The organism is Shewanella zhuhaiensis, from assembly GCF_022484835.1.
GTDB lineage: Bacteria > Pseudomonadota > Gammaproteobacteria > Enterobacterales > Shewanellaceae > Shewanella > Shewanella khirikhana.
The window spans coordinates 316,550-342,011 of record NZ_JAKUDL010000003.1 but is presented as its reverse complement, the minus strand read 5'-3'; the positions used below and the strand labels follow the sequence as shown (position 1 = coordinate 342,011).

At 55.4% G+C, this 25,462-nt stretch carries 22 protein-coding genes; 8 read left to right on the top strand and 14 right to left on the bottom strand.

Annotated elements, in window-relative coordinates:
- Nucleotides 1-20: 20 nt before the first annotated feature.
- A complete protein-coding gene (locus tag MJ923_RS11155; protein WP_240591148.1) occupies nt 21-1,523 on the bottom strand; it encodes a protein adenylyltransferase SelO in 1,503 nt (500 codons plus the stop codon).
- Between the two features lie 175 nt (nt 1,524-1,698).
- Between MJ923_RS11155 and MJ923_RS11150 the strand changes: the two genes are divergently transcribed.
- Both MJ923_RS11150 and MJ923_RS11145 read left to right on the top strand, forming a co-directional pair.
- Nucleotides 1,699-2,166: a hypothetical protein gene (locus tag MJ923_RS11150; RefSeq protein WP_240591147.1), complete on the top strand. Its 468-nt coding sequence runs from the start codon at nt 1,699-1,701 to the stop codon at nt 2,164-2,166.
- 12 nt (nt 2,167-2,178) lie between these two features.
- On the top strand, nt 2,179-2,577 hold the full coding sequence (locus MJ923_RS11145) for a hypothetical protein (protein ID WP_240591146.1): 399 nt from the start codon (nt 2,179-2,181) through the stop codon (nt 2,575-2,577).
- A gap of 85 nt (nt 2,578-2,662) precedes the next feature.
- Here the strand turns inward: MJ923_RS11145 and fba are convergent, their stop codons facing one another.
- The 4 genes from fba to tkt form a co-directional block, all read right to left on the bottom strand.
- Complete coding sequence (gene fba, locus MJ923_RS11140; RefSeq protein ID WP_240591145.1) at nt 2,663-3,730, bottom strand: class II fructose-bisphosphate aldolase; 1,068 nt, start codon at nt 3,728-3,730, stop codon at nt 2,663-2,665.
- A gap of 132 nt (nt 3,731-3,862) precedes the next feature.
- Nucleotides 3,863-5,044: a phosphoglycerate kinase gene (locus tag MJ923_RS11135; protein ID WP_240591144.1), complete on the bottom strand. Its 1,182-nt coding sequence runs from the start codon at nt 5,042-5,044 to the stop codon at nt 3,863-3,865.
- An 81-nt stretch (nt 5,045-5,125) separates the two neighbouring features.
- Nucleotides 5,126-6,142 (bottom strand): erythrose-4-phosphate dehydrogenase, encoded by a 1,017-nt coding sequence (epd, locus tag MJ923_RS11130; protein WP_240591143.1) that lies wholly within the window; start codon nt 6,140-6,142, stop codon nt 5,126-5,128.
- Between the two features lie 120 nt (nt 6,143-6,262).
- Nucleotides 6,263-8,254 (bottom strand): transketolase, encoded by a 1,992-nt coding sequence (tkt, locus tag MJ923_RS11125; protein ID WP_240591142.1) that lies wholly within the window; start codon nt 8,252-8,254, stop codon nt 6,263-6,265.
- A 368-nt stretch (nt 8,255-8,622) separates the two neighbouring features.
- Here tkt and metK point away from each other — a divergent pair, with 368 nt between their 5' ends.
- Nucleotides 8,623-9,774: a methionine adenosyltransferase gene (gene metK, locus MJ923_RS11120; protein ID WP_126167948.1), complete on the top strand. Its 1,152-nt coding sequence runs from the start codon at nt 8,623-8,625 to the stop codon at nt 9,772-9,774.
- Nucleotides 9,775-9,867: 93 nt separating this feature from the next.
- Here metK and MJ923_RS11115 read toward each other — a convergent pair whose 3' ends face one another.
- The 3 genes from MJ923_RS11115 to MJ923_RS11105 all read right to left on the bottom strand — a co-directional run bounded on the left by MJ923_RS11115 (nt 9,868) and on the right by MJ923_RS11105 (nt 12,857).
- Nucleotides 9,868-10,200 (bottom strand): hypothetical protein, encoded by a 333-nt coding sequence (locus tag MJ923_RS11115; RefSeq protein WP_240591141.1) that lies wholly within the window; start codon nt 10,198-10,200, stop codon nt 9,868-9,870.
- Nucleotides 10,191-12,236, bottom strand: a complete 2,046-nt coding sequence (locus tag MJ923_RS11110) for an EAL domain-containing protein (protein ID WP_240591140.1) — start codon at nt 12,234-12,236, stop codon at nt 10,191-10,193. The genes MJ923_RS11115 and MJ923_RS11110 overlap by 10 nt, the downstream gene beginning before the upstream one ends.
- 90 nt (nt 12,237-12,326) lie before the next feature.
- Entirely contained in the window at nt 12,327-12,857 is a 531-nt protein-coding gene (locus MJ923_RS11105) for a GNAT family N-acetyltransferase (protein WP_240591139.1), read from the bottom strand.
- A 144-nt stretch (nt 12,858-13,001) separates the two neighbouring features.
- On the opposite strand from MJ923_RS11105, the gene MJ923_RS11100 reads away from it, so the two are divergent.
- Both MJ923_RS11100 and MJ923_RS11095 read left to right on the top strand, forming a co-directional pair.
- A complete protein-coding gene (locus MJ923_RS11100) occupies nt 13,002-13,991 on the top strand; it encodes a nucleotidyl cyclase domain-containing protein (RefSeq protein ID WP_240591138.1) in 990 nt (329 codons plus the stop codon).
- Between the two features lie 85 nt (nt 13,992-14,076).
- Entirely contained in the window at nt 14,077-15,540 is a 1,464-nt protein-coding gene (locus MJ923_RS11095; protein ID WP_240591137.1) for a GGDEF domain-containing protein, read from the top strand.
- Nucleotides 15,541-15,632: 92 nt separating this feature from the next.
- Here the strand turns inward: MJ923_RS11095 and MJ923_RS11090 are convergent, their stop codons facing one another.
- Nucleotides 15,633-15,929 carry a hypothetical protein gene (locus MJ923_RS11090; protein WP_338092230.1) on the bottom strand — a complete coding sequence of 99 codons (297 nt, stop codon included), beginning with the start codon at nt 15,927-15,929 and terminating at the stop codon, nt 15,633-15,635.
- Between MJ923_RS11090 and MJ923_RS11085 the strand changes: the two genes are divergently transcribed.
- On the top strand, nt 15,928-16,341 hold the full coding sequence (locus tag MJ923_RS11085) for an META domain-containing protein (protein ID WP_126167955.1): 414 nt from the start codon (nt 15,928-15,930) through the stop codon (nt 16,339-16,341). The genes MJ923_RS11090 and MJ923_RS11085 overlap by 2 nt on opposite strands.
- Before the next feature lie 73 nt (nt 16,342-16,414).
- On the opposite strand, the gene MJ923_RS11080 is transcribed toward MJ923_RS11085, so the two are convergent.
- Nucleotides 16,415-17,725 (bottom strand): dicarboxylate/amino acid:cation symporter, encoded by a 1,311-nt coding sequence (locus MJ923_RS11080; protein ID WP_240591136.1) that lies wholly within the window; start codon nt 17,723-17,725, stop codon nt 16,415-16,417.
- A gap of 142 nt (nt 17,726-17,867) precedes the next feature.
- The gene (locus tag MJ923_RS11075) at nt 17,868-18,176 is read right to left on the bottom strand and encodes a hypothetical protein (protein ID WP_240591135.1); all 309 of its coding nucleotides are present in this window, start codon (nt 18,174-18,176) and stop codon (nt 17,868-17,870) included.
- A 208-nt stretch (nt 18,177-18,384) separates the two neighbouring features.
- On the opposite strand from MJ923_RS11075, the gene MJ923_RS11070 reads away from it, so the two are divergent.
- Complete coding sequence (locus MJ923_RS11070) at nt 18,385-18,837, top strand: GNAT family N-acetyltransferase (RefSeq protein WP_240591134.1); 453 nt, start codon at nt 18,385-18,387, stop codon at nt 18,835-18,837.
- Nucleotides 18,838-18,889: 52 nt separating this feature from the next.
- On the opposite strand, the gene MJ923_RS11065 is transcribed toward MJ923_RS11070, so the two are convergent.
- The 3 genes from MJ923_RS11065 to MJ923_RS11055 all read right to left on the bottom strand — a co-directional run bounded on the left by MJ923_RS11065 (nt 18,890) and on the right by MJ923_RS11055 (nt 24,653).
- Nucleotides 18,890-20,254, bottom strand: a complete 1,365-nt coding sequence (locus tag MJ923_RS11065; RefSeq protein ID WP_240591133.1) for an L-serine ammonia-lyase — start codon at nt 20,252-20,254, stop codon at nt 18,890-18,892.
- Nucleotides 20,255-20,304: 50 nt separating this feature from the next.
- On the bottom strand, nt 20,305-21,531 hold the full coding sequence (locus MJ923_RS11060; protein WP_240591278.1) for a serine/threonine transporter: 1,227 nt from the start codon (nt 21,529-21,531) through the stop codon (nt 20,305-20,307).
- A 521-nt stretch (nt 21,532-22,052) separates the two neighbouring features.
- Nucleotides 22,053-24,653 (bottom strand): acylase, encoded by a 2,601-nt coding sequence (locus tag MJ923_RS11055; RefSeq protein WP_240591132.1) that lies wholly within the window; start codon nt 24,651-24,653, stop codon nt 22,053-22,055.
- Nucleotides 24,654-24,874: 221 nt separating this feature from the next.
- Here MJ923_RS11055 and yjjX point away from each other — a divergent pair, with 221 nt between their 5' ends.
- Nucleotides 24,875-25,423 (top strand): inosine/xanthosine triphosphatase, encoded by a 549-nt coding sequence (yjjX, locus tag MJ923_RS11050; protein ID WP_240591131.1) that lies wholly within the window; start codon nt 24,875-24,877, stop codon nt 25,421-25,423.
- The last annotated feature ends 39 nt before the right edge of the window (nt 25,424-25,462 follow it).

Sequence of the window (25,462 nt, the reverse complement as noted above, 5' to 3'; positions counted from 1 at the left end):
AATTGGCAACGTTGGCAGTATCAGGTACCGCAGAATGTCCTGAATGGACCAAAATCGGCTGGCGCAGGCTGGGCATACTGCGCCTTACCTTCCACCTCGGTGTAAGGTCGGGTTACCCGTTGCAGCAGTTGCTCAAATGGCTGCATATCGCCACTTTCTGCACTGTCCAGTGCCGCCTGCAGCAAGTGGTTGCGGGGAATGTACAGCGGATTTTGCTGCGCCATCATGGTGGCGGTGTCAGCGCCGGACTGATCCTGACGGGCCCGCCAGCGGCCAAGCCAACCGCCAAGGGCACTGATATCAATACCGGTTGCACTCGCCAGGGTAGTAATCCCGTTTGCCGACGCTTCGTCACCTGGCTCAATGCTGTAGCCAAGGGCTCTGAAGGCTTGGGTGAAGTCCAGATTCAGCTCGCCCAGCAGTTTCAGGAAGTCCATAAAGAGGTCAAGGTCGCCCTCTTTAACCTCCCTTAAGCCAAACTTGGCAGCAAACACCGCAAGCCAGGCATCAGTATAGACTTCGGCGTAGCCATCCAGCACTGCCTGTGCCTGGGCCAGCCCCTCGGATTCATCCTCCGCCAGCAACGGCAGCAAGGCCTCGGCAAAGCGCGCCATATTCCAGCGGGCGATACCCGGTTGATTGCCATAGGCGTAGCGACCTTCGTGATCGATGGAGCTGAATACGGTGCGGGCATCGTATCTGTCCATAAAGGCGCAGGGGCCATAGTCGATGGTTTCGCCGGAAATGGTCACATTGTCGGTATTCATCACCCCGTGGATAAAGCCAACGCCCATCCACTTGGCCACCAGCTGTGCCTGAGCGCGGGACACCGCCTTGAGCAGCGTCAGCGCCGGTGACTCATCGCCAGCAATCCCAGCAACTTTCGGATAGTGACGCTGAAGGCTGTAATCCACCAACTGCGCCAACGCATCATGTTCGCCGCGGGCAGCAAAATATTCAAAGGTGCCCACCCGGATATGGCTTGCGGCCACCCGTGCCAATACAGCACCAGGCTTAATGCCATCGCGGTACACATCCTCACCTGTGCTGACGGCCGCCAGGGCGCGGGTGGTGGGAATTCCCAGGGCGAACATGGCTTCACCCATCAGGTATTCGCGCAGCACAGGCCCAAGCACCGCCTTGCCATCGCCGCCGCGGGAAAAATTGGTTCTTCCCGAGCCTTTAAGGTGAATATCCCAGCGCTTGCCGTTGCTGTCGACCACTTCGCCAAGCAGCAGGGCACGGCCATCACCCAGGCGTGGAGAGAAGCCGCCAAACTGGTGACCGGCGTAGATCAGCGCCACCGGCTCACTGCCCTTTGCTGTCAGCATGCCGGCAAAAAAGGCGGCGAGCCGCTCATCGGCGGCAAGGCTCATGTCCATACCGAGGGCATCGGCCAACTGCAGGTTAAAACACACCATGGCGGGATTGGGCACCCGTGCGCCCTGCCAGGGCTCGTAAAAACCCTGCATATCGCGAACGAAGCTGTTATCAAAGGAAAAAGGGGCGAAAGCTTGCGTCATGGACGGCTCCGGCTGCACCGCAAGGCAGCGTGAAATCTGAGACATTTCCACGATGGTAACCCAGAGCGGCGCCTTGTCACAGTCAGGCGCACGACAAAGGCATTCTTCGGCTTAACAAATGCCATCAATCCCGTTACAGTTGTGCCCTTAAGGACACCACCACAAGGAATAATCCGTGAATCTGCCCCTGAACCTCAAGTCCGGGCTTGCCGCCCTGTTTTTGCTGGGAAGCGCCGCCACTCAGGCTGCCCCCGGTATGCTGAATATCGACCAGTCGATAAACGGTAAAACCTCCGATAAATACATTCGTGTTGTGCATCAGGAAATCCCCGCCGAAGGCCGCTCAGCGCCAGAACTGCGTCTTGGGATCCTGCAGGGCATGATTAACACCAAAGGTTTTTCCTGGGTGTATGACGGCGAAGGCGATGGCTACATCATGGCCCGCTTTGACTACCGTGGTGACGTGGTACTGCTGCGGATTGAATACGACGACAAGTACGTGCAAATCAAGCACGAAAAATCCAGCAACGATCTGGTGTGCACCAAGCCGGTGGATGGCATTTGCTACAAGGCGGACAAAAGTTACTACAAGTATATCAAAAACTTACGCCTCAGCATTGTGAACGAACTCAACAAGGTTTAAGGGAAGCGCACTATGAAAATCACAACATTATTTACCGCTGCGCTGCTGAGCCTTGCCACCAGCCCACTGTTTGCCCAGACCTTGACCTATACCGACCCCCTGCCCTTTGGCGACCAGTTAACCAACAAGGATCAACTGGTGCAAAAAGGCATCAGCCGGAACGGCTGGACCTATGAGAAGGTCTCGGATCAGCTGTACCTTGCCACCATCAACCACAAGGGCTACCGGATTAAAGCCGAGCTTGCTGTGGTTGGTGATGAGGCCAAGCTGAAGCTGGTGGATGCCAGCTGCGACTGTAAATTCAAGCAGGAAAACGTGGATGGCTGGATGGTGAAACTCAGACGCGCCATCGCCTATGAAATCACCCTCAATGTGCGCGACGATGCCATGCGTAAAAAGCTTGCAATGTGAGACTGAGAGGGACTTTCCCTCCGGCTAATCCACTCAGCTTAAAAGAAAAAAGCCCGCAATTGCGGGCTTTTTCAGTTCAGCGAGATTAGCGGTTGATCTTGGGATCCAGCTCGCCGGTCTGATAACGCTTGTACATAGCCTGCAGTGACAGCGGCTTGATTTTCGATGCCATACCGGCACAGCCAAAGGCTTCGTAGCGCTCGGTACAGATATCGGCCATGGCTTCCATGGAGGCCTTGAGGAACTTACGTGGGTCGAACTCACTTGGGTTCTCGGCCAGGAACTTACGTACCGCGCCAGTGGAGGCCAGACGCAGGTCGGTGTCGATGTTCACCTTACGCACGCCGTGCTTGATGCCTTCAACGATTTCTTCCAGCGGCACGCCGTAGGTCTCAGGGATTTCACCACCGTATTGGTTGATGATTTCCAGCCAGTACTGGGGCACAGAAGAGGAGCCGTGCATTACCAGGTGGGTGTTGGGGATACGGGCATGGATTTCTTTGATGCGGTCAATACGCAGCACGTCACCGGTAGGCTTGCGGCTGAACTTGTAGGCGCCGTGGCTGGTACCGATAGCGATGGCCAGGGCATCCACGTGGGTATCGGCTACAAAGCGCGCGGCTTCTTCGGCGGTGGTCAGCAGCTGGTCGTGGCTCAGCACGCCAACGGCGCCGATACCATCTTCTTCACCGGCAGTACCGGTTTCCAGGCTACCCAGACAGCCGATTTCACCTTCAACAGACACACCACAGGCGTGGGCGAATGCCACAGTCTTGCGGGTCACGTCGACGTTGTAATCGTAGGACGCCGGGGTTTTACCGTCTGACATCAAAGAGCCGTCCATCATCACTGAGCTCATACCCAGCTGGATAGAACGCTGGCACACGTCGGGGTGGGTGCCGTGGTCCTGGTGAATACACACAGGGATATCAGGATACTGCTCGAGGGCGGCGTTCATCAGATACTTGAGGAACTGAGGACGGGCGTACTTGCGGGCACCGGCAGAGGCCTGAACAATCACAGGGCTGTCGGTGGCTTCGGCCGCCTGCATGATGGCGCGCATTTGCTCAAGGTTGTTCACGTTGAATGCAGGCACACCGTAACCATGCTCTGCAGCGTGGTCCAGCAGTTGACGTAGGGAAATAAGGGCCATTTTTTACTCCATTAATAGGGTGACATCCATGCTGAATGTGGGTCACCGAGGTCGCTATCGTTTGGACTGATTTTTATGCCTCCCGGTCTCCCGGGAGGCGGTTTCTTCTAATAATAGTAATTTGTTGCTGTGTTAAGCCTTGGCGCCACGGGCGGTGAGCATGGCCACGGCAGGCAGCTCCTTGCCTTCGAGGAACTCAAGGAAGGCGCCACCACCGGTAGAGATGTAAGACACCTTGTCGGCGATACCGTATTTATCCACGGCCGCCAAAGTATCGCCACCACCAGCGATAGAAAACGCTGAAGACTCGGCAATGGCCTGGGCGATGCGCTTGGTGCCTTCACCGAACTGGTCAAACTCGAACACGCCTACAGGGCCGTTCCAGACTATAGTGCCGGCATTCTTGAGGATGGCGGCCAAGGCCTCGGCGCTGTCGGGGCCGATATCGAAAATCATATCGTCGTCGGCGACTTCGCTCACATCTTTCAGAGTGGCAGCGGCGGTTGGGCTGAACTCTTTACCGACAACCACATCGGTAGGCACAGGGATATCGCCGCCGCGACTTTGGGCATTGGCCACCAGACGCTTGGCTTCATCAATCAGGTCGGCTTCATACAGCGACTTGCCCACCTGATTACCGGCTGCAGCAATAAAGGTGTTGGCGATACCGCCGCCAACCACCAACTGGTCAACGATGCCGGAAAGTGACTCGAGCACGGTCAGCTTGGTTGATACCTTGGAGCCACCCACAATGGCCACCAGCGGACGGGCTGGGTTGTCCAGCGCCTTACCAAGAGCATCAAGCTCAGCAGCAAGCAGCGGACCTGCGCAGGCGATGGGGGCATACAGGCCCACACCGTTGGTAGAGGCTTCGGCGCGGTGTGCGGTACCGAAGGCATCCATCACGTAAACGTCACACAGGGCTGCCATCTTCTTCGACAGTGCCTCGTCGTTCTTCTTCTCGCCTTTGTTAAAGCGCACGTTTTCGAACACAACCACTTCACCAACAGCAACATCAACGCCATCGAGGTAGTCGCTGACCAGACGCACAGGGCAATCCAGCGCGGCAGTCAGGTAGTTCACCACAGGCTTCATGGAGAACTCTTCGTTGTATTCACCTTCGGTCGGGCGGCCCAGGTGAGACATCACCATTACCGCAGCGCCTTTTTCCAGCGCCAGCTTAATGGTGGGCAAAGAGGCGCGCAGACGGGCGTCGCTGGTGACAACGCCATCGGCCACAGGCACGTTCAGATCTTCACGGATAAGCACGCGCTTGCCGTTAAGATCCAGGTCTGACATTTTGATAATTGTCATGGTATTGCTTCCTTATTTTTAATCAAAAACAAATTCTTGTGAGAAAAGCCTGTCCCTGCTCTTCTTCATTATCCTGTAGGGTCATTCAGCCTGTGTGGCGGCCATGGCCAGGGCGGTATCGAGCATGCGGTTGGCAAAACCCCACTCGTTGTCGCACCACAAAAGCATTTTCACCAGATGCCCGGCGCTGACACGGGTCTGGGTACCATCCACCACGCTGGAGCGCGGGTCATGGTTAAAGTCACATGATACCAGAGGCTCGTCGGTATAGCCCAGTATGCCGCTGGCGCTGCCATCGGCAGCAGCCTTGAGTGCGGCGTTGATGGTGGCGATATCTACCCGGGTATCCAGGGTGACCGAGAGGTCGATGGCGGTGACATTTATTGTAGGTACCCGTACCGAGATGGCCTCAAACTTGTCTTTCATCTGCGGCAAAATGCGCTCAATCCCGCGGGCGAGCTTGGTGTCCACCGGGATAATCGACTGACTGGCGGCGCGGGTACGGCGCAGGTCGTCGTGGTAGGCATCAATTACCTGCTGATCGTTCATGGCCGAGTGGATGGTGGTGATGGCACCGCTCTTCACGCCAAAATGGCGGTCGAGCACGTCGATGACCGGCACCAGACAGTTGGTGGTGCAGGAGGCGTTGGAGACTACGGTATCTGTGGCTTTAAGGCTGGCATCGTTGACACCATAAACGATGGTGGCATCGACATCGGCAGAAGACGGATGGCTTATCAGTACCTTGCGGGCACCGGCATGAATATGGGCTTCGGCGCTTTGCCTGTCATTGAGGGCGCCTGTGCATTCGAACACCAGATCCACATCCAGCTCCTGCCAGGGCAGCGCGGCGGCATCTTCAACGGCCAGCAAGCGGATGGCGTCATCTCCAAGGTGCATCATGCCTTCATTGAAGCTGGCACGGGTATGGAAACGGCCGTGGGTGGTGTCGTAATTGGTCAGGTGAACTATGGCCTCGGGCTTGGCCAGTTCATTAATGGCGACCAGCTGCATCTGGCCCCGTTTACCGGACTCATAAAGCGCCCTCAGTACGGAGCGGCCGATGCGGCCATAACCATTGATAGCAACACGGATCATAGTGGTGAGCAAATCCTCTGGGGAGGGTGAAAACCCTGTCGGCTCCCCTGCCGACAGAGGCTGACCGGCAACGCCGGTCAGACCGGTGGCAGCCAGGCTGCCACCTTGCTCGCGTCAGTATTAACCCAGCAGCTCTTCGGCGGCGGCAACCACCTTGTCGACGGTGAAGCCGAACATTTCGAACAGCTGATTGGCTGGCGCTGACTCGCCGAAGCTGGTCATGCCGATGATGCGGCCGTTCAGACCCACATACTTATACCAGTAATCGGCAATACCCGCTTCCACGGCCACGCGTTTTGTGACGCTGGCAGGCAGAACGGCTTCTTTATAGGCCGCATCCTGCTTGTCGAAGGCATCGGTAGAAGGCATGGACACCACACGTACCTGCTTGCCCTTGGCGGTCAGTTCAGCCTGAGCCTTCACGGCCAGCTCAACTTCAGAACCGGTGGCAATGATGATGAGCTCAGGCGCAGCGGCGCTGTCTACCAGCACGTAACCGCCCTTGGCAACATTGGCCAGCTGCTCGGCGCTGCGTGGCATTTGCGCCAGGTTTTGACGGGAGAAGATCAGCGAGGTTGGGCCGTCTTTACGCTCGATGGCGTATTTCCAGGCCACGGCAGACTCAACCTGGTCACATGGGCGCCAGGTGCTCATGTTCGGGGTCACACGCAGCGAAGCGATTTGCTCCACTGGCTGGTGAGTCGGGCCGTCTTCACCCAGACCGATAGAGTCGTGGGTGTAAACCTGGATGTTCTGAACCTTCATCAGCGCAGCCATACGCATGGCGTTACGGGCATATTCCATAAACATCAGGAAGGTAGCGCCGTAAGGCACGAAGCCGCCGTGCAGAGCGATACCGTTGATGATGGCGGTCATACCGAACTCACGCACACCGTAGTGCAGGTAGTTACCGCTGGCGTCGTCACCTGTGATCGACTTGGAAGCCGAGTACATGGTCAGGTTGGATGGGGCCAGGTCAGCACTGCCGCCGAGGAATTCAGGCAGCATGGCGCCGAAGGCTTCCAGGGCGTTTTGTGAGGCTTTACGGGAAGCGATGTTGGCAGGGTTGTTCTGCAGCTTCTCGATATAGGCCTGGGCTTCTGTGCCAAAGTTGGCAGGCAGTTCGCCGTTCACGCGGCGCTGGTATTCAGCGGCCAGCTCTGGGTAAGCAGCGGCGTAAGCGGCAAACTTGGCATCCCAGGCTTTTTCAGAGGCGATACCGGCTTCTTTTGCATCCCACTCGGCATATATGTCAGCAGGAATAACGAATGGGTCGTGCTTCCAGCCAAGGAATTCACGGGCGGCTGCGATTTCAGCATCGCCCAGTGGCGCGCCGTGGCAGTCGTGTGAACCGGACTTGTTGGGAGAGCCGTAACCAATCACAGTCTTACAGCAGATGAGGGTTGGACGTGGGTCAGCCTTGGCCGCCTTGATGGCAGCGTCGATGGCGTCGGCATCGTGACCGTCAACACCGGCAATTACATGCCAGCCGTAAGATTCGAAACGCTTTGGCGTGTCGTCGGTAAACCAGCCTTCAACGTGACCGTCGATAGAGATGCCGTTGTCATCCCAGAAGGCAATCAGTTTGCCCAGACCCAGGGTGCCTGCCAGAGAGCAAGCCTCGTGGGAAATACCTTCCATCAAGCAGCCGTCACCCATGAACACGTAGGTGTAGTGGTCAACGATGTCGTGGTCGTCACGGTTGAACTGAGCCGCCAGCACTTTCTCAGCAATGGCCATACCCACGCCGTTGGTGATGCCCTGACCCAGAGGACCCGTGGTGGTTTCGATGCCTGGGGCATAACCGTACTCAGGGTGGCCTGGGGTGCGAGAGTGCAACTGACGGAATTGCTTGAGATCTTCAATAGACAGGTCATAGCCGGCCAGGTGCAGCAGCGAGTAGTGCAGCATGGAGCCGTGGCCATTGGAGAGGATGAAACGGTCGCGATCGGCCCACTGTGGGTTGGTGGGGTTGTGCTTCAGATGACCGCGCCAAAGGACTTCGGCAATATCAGCCATCCCCATTGGGGCACCGGGGTGACCGGAGTTGGCCTTTTGAACGGCGTCCATGCTGAGGACACGGATAGCGTTGGCGAGTTCTTTACGAGACATGCTCTCTCCTGCTTGTATTGAGGCTTTTCGGGCAATTGTGGGCACATATTTTCCCTTAACAGGGCTTGTGGACGCAAATTTAAATTTCCACCACAGTCGTAGAAAAATCACAGTTGCTTTTATGCAGCGGCCGCTACAGCAAACTATAGTCAAGAGGGCGTGCCAATTTAGCCCTTTATCACGCTGAATTTGTTGGATTTAATAATTTCCTTTGCCAAAACAGCCCACTGACAGTCAGGCATCTGGGTCACAAATGGCACTAAATTTTCCCAAACGGGGGATGATCGTGGAGAGAAATTCAACTAAAATGGCCGTCTAGATGTAGATGCTTCTACACGTTTAACGCTTAAAGACGAGATTTTCCAAACATGGCAAAACACTTGTTTACCTCTGAGTCGGTCTCAGAAGGTCATCCCGATAAAATTGCAGACCAGATCTCCGATGCCGTACTCGACGCTATCCTGGCCCAGGATCCCAAGGCCCGCGTTGCGTGCGAAACTTACGTAAAAACCGGTATGGTAATGGTAGGCGGTGAAATCACTACCTCTGCCTGGGTTGATATCGAAGAACTGACCCGTAACACTGTCCGTGAAATTGGCTACGTTCATTCTGACATGGGCTTCGACGCCAACTCCTGTGCGGTTCTGAGCGCCATCGGTAAGCAGTCTCCCGACATCAACCAGGGTGTTGACCGCAGCGACCCACGTGAACAGGGCGCCGGTGACCAGGGTTTGATGTTTGGCTACGCCAGCAACGAAACCGACGTACTGATGCCAGCCCCAATCACCTACGCCCACGCGCTGGTGAAGCGTCAGTCTGAAGTGCGTAAAGACGGCACCTTGCCCTGGCTGCGCCCCGACGCCAAGTCTCAGGTAACCTTCGCCTACGATGAAGGCAAGATTATCGGCATCGATGCCATCGTACTTTCTACCCAGCACTGCGACTCTGTTTCTCAGTCTGATCTGGTAGAAGGCGTGATGGAAACCATCATCAAGCCTGTGTTACCTGCCCAGTGGTTGAACAAGGACACCAAGTTCTTTATCAACCCAACCGGCCGTTTCGTTATCGGTGGCCCTATGGGTGACTGCGGTCTGACTGGTCGTAAGATCATCGTTGACACCTACGGCGGCATGGCCCGTCACGGTGGCGGCGCTTTCTCCGGTAAAGACCCATCCAAGGTTGACCGCTCAGCTGCATACGCTGCCCGTTATGTTGCCAAAAACATAGTAGCTGCCGGTCTGGCTGACCGCTGTGAAATCCAGGTTTCCTACGCCATCGGCGTGGCCGAGCCAACGTCCATCAGCATCGAGACCTTCGGTACCGGTAAGCTGCCTGAAGAGAAACTCATCCAGCTGGTGCGTCAGCACTTCGACCTGCGCCCATACGGCCTGACCGAAATGCTGAACCTGGCCCGTCCTATCTACCAGGCAACTGCCGCATACGGCCACTTCGGCCGCAGCGAGTTCCCCTGGGAGCAAACCGACAAGGCCGAGGCCCTGCGCGCAGACTCAGGTCTGTAATCAGGCACTTGCCCATAAAAAACCGCCGAAAGGCGGTTTTTTATTGTCCTGAATTGGGTATCAAGATGCGGCTGCACGGCCTTGATGGCGCTATCAGCAGTGATCGAAATGGGCGGTTTCCACCAACATAAAACCAAGCTGAGATTCAGGCACGGCCACCATTTCAAGCTCGGTCAGCTCAGAAGCAGCTGGCAGAACCTGATATTCCCAGCAGCCCTGCCAGTGATTCACAGCGCCACAAAATACCCCCTGCCCGTCTGCAAGCAGCCAATAGCCTTCACGTGGCATACCACCGCGAAATGCGCTGACCTTAAGACCTTTATGCTGACACAGGCTGAAGGCAAACCTGAGTTTATCCCAGGCGCTTAACGGATGATGGGCATAGGGTGCCAGTAAGGATTCGATATGGGTGGGACTTACAGCCATGGCTCTCCCTGTTGGTCGGCGCTGTATTCACTGCTGTCGCTGGAGGCATCATTGTGCAGCATGGCGTAGGCGCGGGCAATCTCGGCCGGCATCGCCTTGGCATACAGCCACCCCTGCACATAACCTACGCCGGCGTTAGCCACAAAGGTGGCTTCGGCTTCGGTTTCCACTCCTTCGGCCACCAGCGCAAACCCCAGGTTCTGACACAAATCACACACCTGACAATAGAGCACCCGCCCCTTATCTTCCTGCGCTTTGGCCAGCATGCTGCGGTCTAATTTAATGCCGTCCACACCGATTTGAGTCAGCAAGCTAAGGCTCGAAAAACCGGTGCCAAAGTCATCCAGCAGGAAACGAAACCCAAGGGTTTGCAATTGCTCTATCGACCTGTTGATGCCATCCAGATCCTTCATAAAGGCGCTTTCGAGGATCTCCACCTCAATTTGCGCCGCATAGCGCCCAAGGGCGGTTCTGAGGCGATCGAGCATCTGCACATCGTTGAGATTATTGGGGTCAAGGTTGATGCTCACCTTGGGCTGAAAACCCATTTTCTCCCAACGAGTTAAATCTTCTGCCACTGTGGTTATCACAAAGCGATCAATCACGTGGGAAAAGCCCGCCTTCTGGAAGGCATCGATAAACCAGGGGCCTTTTATCTGACCATGGGCATCTTTAAGCCGCAGCAAGGCCTCGAAACCGACAACCTTTTTCTCCGGCAACTTGAGTTTGGGCTGATAGTAGATAAGCAGTTCACCGGACAGCACTTCACGGACAGTTTTTTCAAGGTTGCGGCTGGCTGCCAGGGTCTCCGACTGATTACGGCTGTACTGACGTTCAGACAGACGCTCAATGTCATATTGCAGCTCGGCGCGTTTAATCAGCTCTCTATCGAAGCTGTTGGTATCGGTAAACACACTGTAGCGGCGGATAAAGGGGCGATAGACAAACACCCCGATGATGACCAGCAGAATTTGCAGCAAAATAACCCCAAAGCCACCGGAGGCAATCCAGCTGTTGAGGAAAATCGGCGTCACCCAGGGGAATGGCCTGCCATCGAATTGCATCAGCCCGGTTTGCAATACCGACCAGGCCAGCAGCACGTTCAGGCAAGGCAGGACAACGAACGGCACCGCCATGCGCAGGTTAAACACAATCGGCAGACCATAGATCAGCAGCTCGTTGATATTAACCAGCGAAAAAGGGGCCGCGATTTTGGCTAGGTTTCGGCTTTGGGCATCACGACTTTCAAGGAAAATGGCAATAAGTAATGGAATGGTGGCACCGCTGCCGCCAAGCAGCACAAAAAGGTCCATAAACTGGCTCAGCGTCAGACCGGGAGCTATCAGCTGCTGGCCATTGTCAGATCCCATCAGCAGCAGATACGCATTATCGCCATGCACCCCAAAACACCACAGCAAATGGGTCACCAACACCCGAAACAGCACCTGCCCAAGCGCTCCGAACTCGCCAATGGCATCAAGCAGCGGCGTGCCGGCAAACTGCATCCCCAGAGTTACCCCGTGCAGCACCAGCAACACCAGCACAAAGGTCAGCACCATGGGCACAATCAGATTAATGTGCTGCTGCAAATAGTTACTGAGCTCAGTGCTTCTCACCAACTTCAGTGAGTCGAGCAGCAAAAACTGCCTCAGCACATAGGTGGCAAAAATGGGAGTAAAAACAATGCGCGGGTCATTAAGCACCTCAATCATGTAGTCACTGAATACCTGCCCTTGCTGGGCATGTACGTGCAGCGAAAACACAATCCCCAACGACAGGGTAGCGGTGGCAATGGGAGAGATTTCGAGGTACTTGGCAAAGTGATACGACAGCGACAACATAGCCAGCAGCGGGAACAGATGTCCAAGTGTGGCACTGATACCGCCAAACCATAAAAATGCATCGGTTTTGGCAAGCTCTGGTGTAAAGGTATCGCCAAGTACGGGAATGAGGGCAAGCAGTGCATTGATCAGCAGAAAAGGCAGCAGCGCGATGAAGGACTCACGCACTGCGAGCAGAAAGCTTCTGTCGATCAACTGAAAACTGCCGGGCATACCACTTGCAACTCACTCAGTAACATTAAAATAACCTTAACCTATAAAACCATGGCGTGACAGGTAATTTGCTCAGAGCGGTTTAAGCAATAAGTAGAAACCCCGTCCATTGTCATCAAAAAAGTCAGCCACTTGCATCTGTGCCCGCTGCACATGCACATTGAGTGAGTGTTCGTTTTCCTCGGCAATAAAGGTGACAAGGCCATCGAAGCGTTTCTTGGCCTGCGTCAAAATTTCATTCACCAGCGGTGTGAACACGCCCTTGCCGCGAAACGCAGGCGCCACCCACACAGGCCCATAGCAGCCAGGCCTTTGCAGGCGGATGTCCAGCTCTTTTGCCGCCGATTGGGCGCGGGAAAAAAGTCGTCGGTAAAATGCCGAGCCCTGATAAAAACCTTCAGATGTCACCACCCCATAGCCAACAATGGCGCCGCCGTGCAGCGACAGCAGCAACAGCTCCCGGGCAATAAGTTCAGTAAAGGCTTTTTTATCAATGAGCTGCGCCTCAAGCCCCGGGTCGTCCGAGCTTAACTCATCGCGGCCATGGCGCCGCTCCAGAGCGACCAGCGCCGCTATATCATCGGGGGTTGCGAGTCTAATCACTCAAGGCTCCGATTGGCGAAAAATGCCATTATACCCGAGTTACTCCCTCAGACGGCGAATTGAGCAAATCTGCTGAAAATTTGCGGTTTTGCGACTTGAGAACCACACTGTACTGAGTCCCAAGGAATAAGGCGTCCGCCCCCTATGCTGCCAGAATCAGTCAACCCCCACACAAGCTTGCTCGAGTCTGACACGCCTCAGGTCAATCTGGTGCGTTGGATGCATCAATGCGAGCTAATCAAGCGCTACTACGAAGCCGACTATGTATTTGTGGTACAAAAAATTGCGCAGGGATTTGAAGTTCTGGTCAGTGCCATCGCCGACGTGCCCCATTTCACGTCCGGGCAGACCTTTGACAGGGATACCCCCCTGTTTTTGGACCTGGTCAACGCCATGCCCGACGGGCTTTCCATTGATTTGAGCCGCTACGCTGCCGGAGAGCTACCCGCCGAGTTCGACAACTGCATCGGCTTGCTGGCCCGCCCTATTCTCTGGCCCGACGGGTCCATTTTCGGTTGCCTGTGTGTGCTGTCACACAGCAAGGTTGAAAATCAAAGCCTCAACAGCCTGATGCTGGAGCCGTTTCAAATATTGCTGCAACAGGACTTGGCACTGCTGTGCCAAAGCCACAGAGTTGAGTCGCTGTCGATGCGGGACCGGGAAACCGGCATGCTCAATCACTATGGCTTTATCATGATGGCGCCAAGGCAACTGAACCTTGGCCGCCGTTTTGGTGCACATGCCGGGATCATTTTCTTTGAACTGCTGGACGACCCGGCCAAGCCAAAAGACCTGACCGAGAAGCACCACCGGCTGCTGGGCAACATAGTGCAGCACACCATACGCACCGCCGATATAGCCGCACACTACAGCGACACCCTGTTTGTGGTACTGGCATTTTTGGACAACGAGCGCGACCTGTCCCACATAGTGCACCGGGTCGAAAAACAGCTGGCACAGCAGGACCCTAACCTGAAACTGGATCACAGCTACCGCTTCTTTACGCCTGATACCAGCACCAAGCTTGGCCCCATGCTGACACTGGCAAAAGAAAACCTGCAAAGCTGGCAAAGGGAGCAGCGTGCCAAGGCCGCTGCCAATGAAGAAAATGCCAAGGAGACAGCCCCCGAATAGAACACAGCGTTCGTCAGGCTGGATTTTTCTCAATTTGCTGGCTAAGTTATGATGTAATAACAAAAATTACATTATGTGAACATTCATGTCTTTACACCCTGTTTCCGAATGGTTGCTGGAACATCCCCACCCGGCCATCGATGAACCCCGTTGGCATCAGCTCACTCAGCTTCTTTGTCAGCTTTTCAAGGCCAGCGCCAGCGCCCTGGTGCAGTACCACTTTGGCGATGCCAGACTGATTTCGGTCAAACAGAACAAAAATGTCGGCCTCACTCAGGGTGCCATTGAGCCTATCGATCATCTTAAGCAGCGTTTGTCCAACACCTCATTGCCGGATGAAGGCATCTGGCGCCATGGCCTGATTGAACTGCCCCTGCATTGGCCCGGTGGTGGCATTTTTGGTGCCGTACTGCTGGTATGCGACAAACTGCCCCCCAACCTCGACAGCTGCCAAACGCTGGCCGCCCCCATCATCGATTACCTGCAATCTGAGCTGAAGGTATACCGTCAAGCCAGACAAATGGAGCAACTGTCTCTGCAGGACGAAGCCACCCAGATGCTTAACAGCCACGGCTTCAATCTGATGGCCCCCAGGCAACTGAATCTGAGCCGTCGACTGGGCTCCCACGCAGGCTTGGTATTGATGGAAAACGGAACCGAATACCATGGTCATGAAGCCGAAGAAAAGCTGCGCTCGCTGGCGCAGGTGGTGTTTGATAACCTGCGCGAAGCGGATTTGGCAGCCCGGATTGGCAACCAGATTGTGCTGCTCGCCTTTGTCGACAGCGAAGCTAACCTCGACTCCCTGGTCACCCGGCTGCGCAAGCAGTTCGCCCGCAAGCTTGAGCCGCAGCGGGTACTCACTGGCCACAGCTTCTTCACCCCAGACTCGCATCTGGAACTCGGCCCCATGATGGCGCAGGCAAACGATGAGCTGCAAACTACCCGAGCACGCCTGTATCCCAAAGCGGTTATAAGCAAACCCGCTGAATCGTTGGATGGCGAAACACCGAATATCAGCGAACAGTTTATGGCCACTGAAGCCGTTGTCGGCGAAAGCCCCGTTGAGGACATGGCCAAGCCTGTGGAGGATATGGCTGAACCGGTTGAGAATGTAACTGAGCCCGTTGAGGCAGTAACAAAGAATATAACTCAGGACGTGACTAAGGACGTGACTAAGGCCGAAGCTGAGGAACAGCCAGGCATCACACCGGCCGCTGAAGTTCTCGTTCAGCAGCCAGAAGTCAATGAAAGTTCAGAAGCAGCCGCCGATGGCTCACAATACGTCGCTGAGGGCGCTCAACAAGTCGCTGAAGGCTCTGGCGAAGTGGCTCAAGAGACGCCTGCAGAAAAACCAAAGCGGCGCGGCAGAAGTGCGGCGAAATCCTCCGCAACTGGCAATACAACCGGCAGCAGAAGCTCCGGCAGAAGGCGCTCAGCGGCCAAAGCCACGGCAGACAGCAGCGCAGACAATGGCCCGGCGAGTAAAAGCACTGCCAGCAAAAGCGCGCCCAGAAGTAGCGGACGGCGCAAGAAAACCAGCGACTGACATGCCAGGCGCAGCGGCGCGGTAATCCATCTTTCATTCGGCCTGCATCCAAGCAGGCCGTTTTATTTAATGGCTGTTATTCAGCGAAGACGTCAGTCATCACCGGGCTCAGGTGCCGACTGGCCCTTGGCCCATTCAATTGCGAGTACCACAGGGTAAGGCGACATAAACACCAGCCCCAGACCAATAAGCACCGCCGCCCAAATCATCCCGGCCAATTGACTGGTCAGCTCTGTGCCCAAATACAGCCAGGAGCCGGCAACCACCATGATCAGGCCAATCCAGTGCAGGATTTTCAGAAATTTCATTACACTTTTCATCGATTCCACCACATAATCGCCTTCAGGACGGCGATATTTGCCGTCAAAGTACAGTATGGAAACCTGCATGATCAAGAAAATCGCCCTGATAGCCGCCGCCACCCTGAGCCTGGCGGGCTGTCAAACCACCCCGACATCTGAAGTGAGCAATATGGATCTTCTGGGAAGCTGGCATATAGAACAGGTATACGACCGTCCAGTTATCGACTACAGCCCTGCCAAGCTGGTATTTGAGCCCAGCGGCAAGCTGACTGGCAACAACAGTTGCAACAACTTCTTCGGCTCCTACGCGCAGGATGGCGACAAGCTGACCCTGATGCCAGCCGGCATGACCCGCAAAGCCTGCGTAGATGCCCTGATGGATCAGGAAGCCAGAGTCACCGACGCCCTGCCCAAGGTACACGCGGCCAAAGAGTCCCAGGGCAAGCTGCTGCTGCTCGATGAGGCGGGTCAAACTCTGGTGATCTTAAGTCGCCTGTAAGCACTAACGTCGCCACAAAAAAAGCCCCGCATTGTCGGGGCTTTTTACGTTTTAACGCACAGGTTTAAACGAGCTACTGGGTAGCGGTTTTCTGCTCGGTCTCACGGCTGCTGGCGATTTCGGCGCTGGTTTCCATATTGGCATTATAGTGGGCGATATCAATCTCACCCTCAGAGCGGGCAATCACTGTGGTGGCAACCAGGTCGCCGGACACGTTGACCACGGTGCGGGCCATATCCAGCACCCGGTCGATGCCGGCAATAATGGCTACCCCTTCCAGAGGAAGGCCCACTGTGGTGAGTACCAGAGTCAGCATCACCAGACCGGCCCCCGGAACCCCGGCGGTGCCGATGGAAGCGAGCGTTGCAGTCAGCACTATGGTGAGATAATCCACCCAGGTTAAATCCACCCCAAAAGCCTGGGCCACAAACAGCGCCGTGACCCCTTGGTAAAGGGCGGTGCCATCCATATTAATAGTGGTGCCAAGGGGTAGCACAAAGCTGGAAATCTTTTTGTTTACGCCCAGATACTCGCTGGCGCACTTCATGCTGGCAGGCAGGGTACCTGCACTGCTGGAGGTGGTGAAAGCCACCGCCATGGCATTGCTAATGCCTTTAAAGAACTGGATGGGGCTGAGTCCGGCCACCAGTTTCAGCACCAACGAATAAAAGCCCAGAATATGCAGCGCGCAGCCCAGGTAAACAGCAAAAATCACCTTGATAAGCGGCAGCAGCATGTCGATGCCGTATTCACCCGCCACCCAGGCCATCAGGCCAAACACCCCGTAAGGGGCGAGCTTCATTACCATGTCAGTAAGCTTGTACATGGCTTCGGCAAGGCTTTCGAATACCTTAATGGCTGGCTTACCGTGGTCGCCAATCAGCACCAGCGCCACACCCAGGGCCACAGCAAATACAATCACCTGTAAAATCTGGCCACTGGCCAGCGCGGCGACCGGATTGGTGGGCACTATGTTCACCAGGGTATCCATTACCGAGGGGGCCGCTTTCACCTCGGCGCTGAGGTCGTGCCCTTCCAGACTAAGGCCCGCGCCTGGCTCCAACAGCCAGCCCACCAGCAGCCCCACCGAAATGGCAATAGCGGTAGTCCCCAAATAAAACGCGAAGGATTTGAAGCCGATACGCCCCATACGGGCGGTATCCTGCATCGAGGTCACCCCCACAATCAGCGAGCAAAACACCAGCGGCACAATCAACATCTTGATGGTGTTTACAAACAGGGTGCCTATGGGTTTGAGGGCGCTGGCATCGGGGCCGAGAGCAAGGCCGACGCCTATACCAAGCAGCATACCGGTGAGAATTTGCAGCCACAGGGGCACGGCGCACCAACGGCGCCACAGACTAGCGGGAGGAGTAGCAGACATACCAGAACCTTTTCAGACTTGCTAAAGGGGCACGCTCAGCATCCTTCCCGGCGCGCTCGGCATCAGACGGCCGAACGCGAATATTAACATTTGCTGTGAAACCGGGTGGGGATCGGCTTCACAACTTGTGCGGCCTTCGGACTCAGGCCTCAAAAAAACCGCGGTTTTCAGCGCTGAAGCGCTGCGGATAGAGCGCCGCCGGAGGCTGTTCGCGCTCAATCAAATAACTCCAGTAATCATCATCAAAACCCGCCAGCATATTGTCGCTTTTACCCTGTTGTTTCAGGATGAGATACCACCAAACCGTCGCCCACAGCCCTAAGGTGAGCAGCGTCAAACAAAAGTGCAGTGGATGATTAATCTGCGCCTCTCCAACGAGCACACCAGGCTTATCTGATTGATGTAATGGTAAAAAAGCTTTGGGACGCACAACATGTATACGCTTGGCCATCTGATCCCCCCAAATTTAGCACCAGCTCCAACCTGCTTTTAAGTGTAGTCGGATTCGACTTTAGTCGAATACCTCGTAGGCGGTATTTTAGCGACATCAGACCAAAGACTCATGACCTCAAGTCGTTCGGGCCAAGCCAGACGCAGGCTGCATCCAGGTGGCTGGCTGTGCTAGATTATCGGCTCTAAAACAATAACAGGAATGCTTGATGAACATACGCAAGGCTGTGGCGGCCGACTTAACCGATATCGTCAACTTTAACCAGGCCATGGCGATGGAAACCGAAGGGCTGCAGCTCGACACCGCCACCCTCACCAAGGGCGTCTCTACCCTGCTGGAAAACCCCGCCAAAGGCTTTTATCTGGTCGCCGAGATTGACGGCGAGATTGCCGGCTCGCTGATGGTTACCTTCGAGTGGAGTGACTGGCGCGCCAAAGACTATTACTGGATCCAGAGCGTGTACATTCGCCCTGAGCACAGACGCAAAGGCATTTACTCCCGTCTGTATCAGGCCGTCAAAGACCTGGCTACCGAGTCCGGTGGTGCCGCCAGTTTCCGCCTCTATGTGGAGCAGGAAAACACCAATGCCCAGCGCACCTACGAAGCCCTTGGCATGGAAAAGAGCTACTACCTGATGTACGAAGAAAAGCCAAAAAACTGATAACAGGTTAATTTCAGAAATAAAAAAGGCCATCATCGATGGCCTTTTCAGTTTAGTCACAAATACTGGTGACCTTGATGGCAAGGCCACCCAGGCTGGTTTCACGGTACTTGGCATGCATGTCTTTGCCGGTCTCGTACATGGTCGCAATCACCTTATCGAGGCTGACTCTGGGGTCTGAAGTGCGCCGCAGCGCCATCCGCGCGGCATTCACCGCTTTCACCGCAGCAATGGCATTACGCTCGATACAGGGCACCTGCACTTGGCCTGCCACAGGATCGCAGGTCAGCCCCAAGTTGTGCTCCATGGCGATTTCAGCCGCCATACACACCTGCGCCGGGCTGGCACCCATTAGCTCCGCAAGCCCTGCCGCTGCCATAGAGCAGGCTACACCCACTTCGCCCTGACAACCCACTTCGGCACCCGAAATAGAGGCATTGCGCTTGTACAAACTGCCAATGGCCGCGGAGGCCAACAGGAAGCGGCTGTATTCCTTTTGCCCAAGCGGCTGAATAAAGCGATCAAAGTAGGCCATCACCGCCGGAATGATCCCGGCCGCACCATTGGTAGGCGCAGTCACCACCCGGCCACCGGCGGCATTTTCTTCGCTAACCGCCAATGCAAACAGGTTAACCCAATCCACAATTTCCATCGGATCGCTGCTGATGCGGCCATTGCTTTCAAGCTGTTTCAGCAGCGCCGGTGCCCGGCGCGGCACCCGCAGAGGCCCGGCAAGCACACCTTCGGTGTGGCAGCCACGCTCAATAGCCTGCTTCATGGTCAGCCAGATATCGCGAAATCCACGATAAATATACTCTTCACTGTGACAAGCCTTTTCATTGGCCAGCATCAGGGTAGAAATGCTCACCCCTTCAGCGCGGCAAAGCTCTACCAGCCGCTCGGCATCTTCGAATGGATAGGGGAACAGGGTCTCGCCGCCCTGCACCTTGCCAAAATCGGCCTCCTCCACCACAAAACCACCACCGATGGAGTAGTAGGTTTTCGAGAGCAGCAGCTCATCCCCGGCAAAGGCGCTTAAGGTCATGGCGTTTTCATGCAGTGGCAAGGCATGGGGGTGAAACACCATGGCTTCGCGGGCAAAACGCACCGGTCTGCCGCTTTCAAGCCAGAGGGTTTCTGACTCATTGACGGCGGCAATGGTTGCGGGGATCGCATCGATATCCACGCTTTCAGGGCTATTGCCCATCAGACCAAGCAAAATGGCGATGTCGGTATGGTGGCCCTTACCGGTGAGCGACAGCGAACCATATACATCGGCTTTCAGGCTATCGACCCGACCGGAAAGATTTAAGTTATCAAGAATATCCACAAAGGCTTTGGCTGCCTTCATCGGCCCGACTGTATGGGAACTCGAAGGCCCGATACCAATTTTGTAAATATCAAAGGTACTGAACATGGAAGACTCCAAAACGCAGAGGCGGCGCAGTGCGCCGCCTGTCAATCAACTTAGGCCGCCAGACCGTAGAGGATGGCAGTCATCGACAGCAAACCGGCAATTATTACGAAGATATTGCTGATGCGGCCGCGATAGGCCTTGAGCGCTGGTACGCGATACACGGCGTACATAGGCATCAGGTAAAGGATGGCGGCAATAATAGGGCCACCGAGGGCTTCAATCATGCCAAGGATGCTGGGGTTGATAACCGCAACAGCCCAGATTGTCAGGAACATAAAGCCGAGGATAAAGCGGTTCAGTTTGGCTTCGTTAACCGCCTTGCCCTTGCCTTCGAATTGCTTAACGATAATGCCGCGCATACCTTCACTGGCACCCATGTAGTGACCAAAGAAGGATGACACAATGGCCACAAAGGCGATAAAAGGACCAAAGTAGCTGATAAAGCCACTGTCGAACACGTTGGCCAGGTACGACAGAATAGGCAGGTTCTGGCTCTTGGCTTCGGCCAGCTGCGCTGGGCTTAACGACAGCACGCAAGAGAACACGAACAGCATTACAAAACCCACCAGCATCATGGCGGTGTTGCGCAGAATAATGTCGGCCTTACGCGACGCATTGGCGCCGTGCTCACGCTTGAGGGAAACCGCAAACTGACTGATAGCTGGCGAGTGGTTGAAGGCAAAAATCAGCACTGGAATCGTCAGCCAGATAGTGCCGAGGAAGTCTCCGGCGGCAGGCACTTCTTTCACCGCGGCCAGGTTCCAGTTGGGCATCATATAAAGCGACATAAAGGCAAGGATGGCCACCAGCGGATACACCAGGAACTGGGTCACCTTAAGCATCATTTTTTCACCGGCCACCATCACCGACATCATGCCGAGAATAAGCACACCCGAGAGCAGCCAGCGCGGCAGCGACTCCATACCCAGCTGGTTGACCATAAAGCTGTCGACCACGTTGGTAATACCCACGCCATAAATAAGCACTATCGGGTAAATCGCGAAGAAATACAGCAGGGTAATGGCTTTACCGGCGCCCTTGCCGAAGTGCTCTTCCACCACCTGGGTGATATCACTGCCGGCAATGGATGAGGAGCACACAAAACGCGACAGCCCGCGGTGGGCCAGATAGGTCATGGGGCCAATCAACAGTGCCATTACCACCAGCGGCCAAAAGCCACCCATACCGGCGTTAATGGGCAAAAACAAAATACCTGCGCCTACGGCAGTGCCGAACAGACTGAGCATCCATGTTGTATCCTGCGCCGTCCAGGGCATAGCAGTATGGGGCTGTGAAGAAGTTGGGGAGGTGGTTGCTTGCCGGGTAGCGGCAGTCATGGCTTCGTTGGACATAGGCTCAACCTTGGCACCGAGAGTGCGGTAAACGTTGGGGTATGAGTCGCGACTCAAAATTCGCCGCAAGCATAGCCAAAAGGCAAGTACCAACCTTTGATCCACGGTCAAATTACGTAATTAAATTTCATGAAATGCTGATATTGCGATCCTGATCCCGCATAAGGCGTAATTTATTTTCAGTTGAGTTGCCAGCCATTAACCCATAATTAACCGCGGGAAACCGATGGGACACAAGTGGCACAGTCCATCAACCCAGACACGATAAAACTTGCCCTGCCCCGCCCTGATTTCCAACCATAAGCTAAACTGACCCAAGACTATTGGTTAAAAAATGAAGACCGAAGTCACAAGCGGTTAAAGAATCCGCGATATCGAGGCCCGCAAAACCGGCCAAAAACAAAAAACCGGCCACCTGGGCCGGTTTTTCAACACAGGGATTTGCGTTACAGCGCCAGGCTGGTGCCGGTCAAATCCAGAGTTTCTTTCACGTCGGCGGCAATATCATCCTCAGTGAAATGGAACGGACGGAAGCGCTTCTCAGTGGAATAGAGCAAGGTCTGGTCGGCAAATTCGGGCCGTAAGATATTGCTCGTTTCCGAGTAAGTCAGAATGCCGCGGGCATCCACGCCGGTGTCGGTAAAGCTCACCGCCATCATCCAGCTGGAGCCATAACGGATTTGATAGCCCTTTGCAGTCAATCCGGACTTCAGCGCATTGCCACTGACAGCATCGGTGGCACTTGGATAGCTGTGCTGCGGAATAAGGGTGTCATCGCCGCCTAAACTGGTTGAGAACACGTTAAAGCCACCCTCGGCATTGTGACTGCCGGGCCAGGGCAAACGCTGGCCACTGGGCAAACCATTGGGTAGTGAACGCTCGACAAACTGCACGCTGCCAAGGGGCGCATCCACGGCAAAGCCTGCCTTTTCCAGATTCAACGCCGCCAGCGCCAATGCCCTGAGGGCGCTGCCATCGCTGGCAAGACCGCTGGGCGTGGTGGCCGCCGCCGTGTAATCAAAGGGCACGGTCAGCATGGTTTCGTCACTGAAGTTATGGGCAAATTCACGCAGCAGCGCCCCACCAATGCTGTCGTTGTCCTGCTTGCCGTTCCAGCGCGCCAGCGCATCGCAGGCGGCGCTGATGTCCTTGGAGACACCGTCTGCCACCACCACAGGGGTTGCACCCTGGGCGTCACACTGAGCCAGCAAATCATCAAGCACCATTTCAGCCAGATAGCTGCGATTACCCAGTGCAGCAGCTTCCAGCTCGTCGAGGTTAAATTTGCCATCACTGCCACCGGCATCGCTCATCATCTTCAGCGCCATGCGGGTACGCAAAGACTGCTTGCCCCGCTCAGGACCATACATGGGCGAGAAGAACTCCAGTGGCTGCTCTAGGTTGGTCGACCAGAAGGAGTTATTGGAGTTTTGCACAAAGTCGGTGCGCTCAAGCATGGGCGCGCGGTTGTATGGCATGGGGCCATCGAAGGCAAACAGCGAGGTGTTACCGGGCAAAATGGTAAAACCGGCCTGGGCGCGGGCATCGATAATCGCCTTCTCGGTGCGCAGCAGCATCACAGCGGCATCGGACAAACCCGGCACAGTGGAGTCGTCGATATAGAAGGCGTTACCTTCCTTATCGGCGTACATGGTGTTATTGAAAATCACTCCATCATAATCTTTAAAGGCCTGCTGGAACTCGTCCTTGTTTTTAGCAAGGTTCATCGACAGCCAGTGATCGATAGGATCCATATTGGCCATGTTCGCATCCTGCAGCATAAAGGCGCCGCCATCATCCCAGCCAAAAGGAGCCAGATTAGCTGGGGCTTCAATCATCACCCCTTTATCTGTGCTGTAAACATCCTTCTCGGCCACCAGAATGCCCGCAGGCCCGGCATTCACCAGCACCTGCACGGTTTCCTTGTGGATGTCCATGGGGGCGCCATCCATCAGGTATTGCATCCGGTCGCCAGACTTAAGCTCGAGCTGATACACAATAAAGTGTTCGGCGGTGGAGAAGGTATGGGTCCAGGCGAGGTTTTCGTTAAAGCCAATATTGATAGGGCCGGGCATACCCACCAGCGAGCCGCCCATCACGTCCAGATGGCCGGGAATAGTGGCGTGAGACTGCCAGAACCGTAGGTTACCTGTATGGGGGAAGTGCGGGTTACCCAGCACCATGCCGCGACCATTTTCAGTTTTGTCTTTCCCCAGCCCCCAGCCGTTGGAGCCCAGATCCCGCGGGTTGGTTTCCGGCGTTTGGATGCGCGCCGCGCGGGCTATCAGCCGCTGGTTCACATCCGCCACAAAGGCCTTGCTGGCAGCAGGATTGTGTTTAGTCGCGGCGTAGGATGCCCCTGCCGGACCAATAATCCGTGGCAGATACTCGGTGCCATCGCCGGGGTTGGCGTAAAAAATCAGGTCGAGGAAGTTGGCCGCACCCGGCAAGAGGGCGATGGAAAACAGGTAAGTCACCACATCCTCCGGCGCTATGGGTTTCACCCACGGCTGCCCGGCACAGAAGGGCTCGCCCTGCACCTTACCTTCGCCCATATCGGCCAGAAACTGGTTATAGCCGGCGGCAAAGCCGGTGATAAGGGCACGGGAGTTGTCGCTGAAACTTGGCCATTTAGCTTCGGCCTGCGCACGGATCTTCAGCGCCTTGTAAGCAAAGTCACTGATTAAGTTACCATTATCTTCTGAGGTCGGCATGCCGGTGGTAAAATCCAGGCTGGCATGGGGGCCAAAGTACAGCGAGCGCTCTGAGTTGGCCTTAATAAAGCCATCGGCGAGAATACAGAGGTTATCCTGGGCCTGCACATAACCATTACCAAAGCCCAGACTCTCGAGGTTGTCGGCCTTGATATGGGGCACACCGTAAGAGGTGCGTCGGATATTGACCGAGAGTTTGCCGTCCGGTGCAAAGGCCTGCAAACCGCTGTCGGTGGGTGGTGGAGTGGTATCAGTGGAGTCGCTGTCGTTACAACCTGCCAGCAAAATACTGCCGCCAAGCCCCAATGCAAGAACGAGTTTGTTGAATGTCATTATTATGATTCTCTTATGGATCCCTTTCCTTCAACAACCTTCGCCCGACATCATTTCCGTACAGCCAACACCGGACAAGCGAACCTGTTGTCGTATCCAGGCAATTGTTGCTCCCGGGCGCCATCGAAGCGACAATGACACCAAAATCTGAGCAAAAACACCTCGGACCATTTAAACAGTCATTCAAATAAACGTCCATAACGAAAAAAATATTTTACACCATGACCCAACAATATATTCCCGTGCTGGTGGGCTCCACCAATCCGATTAAGGTTGCCGCCGCAAAAAATGCCTTCGAGGCCCTGTTCCCCCACGCCGTTATTGACTGCAAAGGCATGTCGGTACCCTCAGGCGTTCCCGACCAACCCATGACCGCCGCCGACACCCGCCTCGGTGCTGTAAACCGTGCCAAAGCATGCGAGGCCGCGGGCGGTGCCCTGTTTTACGTGGCTATGGAAGGCGGCGTCGACCGGCTCGAAGATGGCCCGGCCACCTTCGCATACGTGGTTATCATCCGTGAAGGTGGTGAGATGTCAGTGGGTCGCAGCAGCCAGTTGCCTTTGCCTGAGCAGGTATTTGCCGCCCTTGAGGCCGGTGAAGAACTTGGCCATGTGATGGACCGGCTGTTTAACACCACCAATATCAAGCAGGCTGGCGGCGCTATTGCCCTGTTGACCCACAATGCCGAAACCCGCGAGAGCAGTTACCGTCAGGCACTGATATTGGCCATGGCACCGCTGCTGCATCCCGAGCTTTACCGCAATCTGTGATCCCGGGACTTGCCAGACGTTAAAAAAGTGTTAGTTTAG